The 1520-nt window shown below is 41.1% G+C and carries 1 protein-coding gene and 1 pseudogene; both read right to left on the bottom strand.

What is annotated here, in order from left to right:
- Window positions 1–340 precede the first annotated feature (340 nt).
- Entirely contained in the window at window positions 341–1039 is a 699-nt protein-coding gene (locus QUA45_RS28750) for an IS5 family transposase (protein ID WP_333101175.1), read from the bottom strand.
- A 273-nt stretch (window positions 1040–1312) separates the two neighbouring features.
- Window positions 1313–1418: pseudogene (locus QUA45_RS28745) on the bottom strand (transposase); the annotation flags it as partial.
- Window positions 1419–1520 lie beyond the last annotated feature (102 nt).

Raw genomic sequence — 1520 nt, 5'->3', positions numbered from 1 at the left:
CTTAACCATAGACCCAGCTCAGGTTTGAGAGATTTTGTCCTATTATACTCTGCCTAGAGTGACAGAAGAGGATTATTGCCAAAGAGTGAAAATATTGAGGAAAACTACAACACCCGCTTAATTAGGCGGGTTTTGTCGATCGAAGTGGGGGTTTGAACCGACGACCTATAGAACCCATTTGATATCTTTTTAGGGGGTAACTGAAGCAGCAAGTCGTTTGAGCATCAATCTGATAAAACAAAGCTTGAGCTTGGCATTGGCAGCTTCGAGTGTGCGGTCAAAATTTTTGACTAAACTCTTGCATCGCTCTACCCAAGCATTCGATCTTTCAATCACCCATCTAGCTGCAACCGGAACAAATCCCGATTGTCATGAAAGCCTCCTTTTGAGCTTTTGATGGTTTGGCCGAGAGTTCAAACTGGATCTTGGTCATAATTTGAGGATAAATCTGCTCCAAGGAACTCGTCAGTTTTTCAGGATGATAACCATGATCTACCAAGATAGTAATCTTCGGCAGTTCCAGCGGTTTAGATTTGAAGTAATCGATATTTTGGGTTAGCATTTCAATCAACCCTTGGTCATCAGATACGCTGGCTTTGGTGCAGTCGGTAAAGAAGGGAAAGCCCAATATATCAACTGCGAGATGTCTTTTAATCCCATTTGTCGTCTTGTAAAAACAAAACCCTTTCGACTCAATCCCTGCATTACAGGTGTTTTTCACCGCTTGTGAGTCAATCATGATTAGAGTTGTCCACTGAGGCTTTTTTTTTACTTGTTCCCGCACTCGTCCATGTAATTCTGTCATGATTTTGTCTAAGCTCTCATCTTCACACCACTGTTTGTAATGCCAGAAGACAGTTGAATAGGGTGGAAAATCTTTGGGTAAGTCTGCCCAGTTGCAACCATTCTTGAGTTGATACAATATCCCGTTGAGAATTTGCCGCTTTGTCCACACTGGGGGTCTTGTTTTCTTTTTGTGCGGTAATAATGGCTCGATTATTTCCCACTCTTTGTCTGTTACGTCGCTAGAATACCCCATTCACTCCCCCCTCTGCTTTTAATCCACCACTTTTAGCTATCCTACCCGATTGGCAAAAATATCTCAAATGGGTTCTATACGATGCCAAGTTTGATGTGATATCCTTTCCGGTTGCATCGGCATAATCAAATCGAGTCAACAGTTACAGCACTTCCGGATGTTATGAGGTACAGTAGCAGCAATTAGTAAACCAGTTTTTAAGATGTTTCGGATTAATTAAGTCAAGAGCCACAGCAATTATCCTGTCAACCATTTTAGTGCTTGTTGGTGAAAATTGTCGCAATAAAGATTTGAGTTGCGACCACCATAATTCAATTGGATTAAAATCAGGAGAGTATGGGGACAAACACAAGATAGAAGCACCCACCGCTTCAATCATAGGCTTAATTGAATCTACTTTATGCGGCTCTCCTGAACTTATGGTTATAAGTTTATCTAATCAGACCAGCAAGCTAATACGCGATTCCTAAAATTATTAAAA

Origin of the sequence: Microcoleus sp. Pol12A5, assembly GCF_036701435.1 — a bacterium.
Taxonomy (GTDB): Bacteria; Cyanobacteriota; Cyanobacteriia; order Cyanobacteriales; family Microcoleaceae; genus Microcoleus.
The sequence above is the reverse complement of the archived record's forward strand: the minus strand, read 5'-3'. Positions and strand labels throughout refer to the sequence as shown.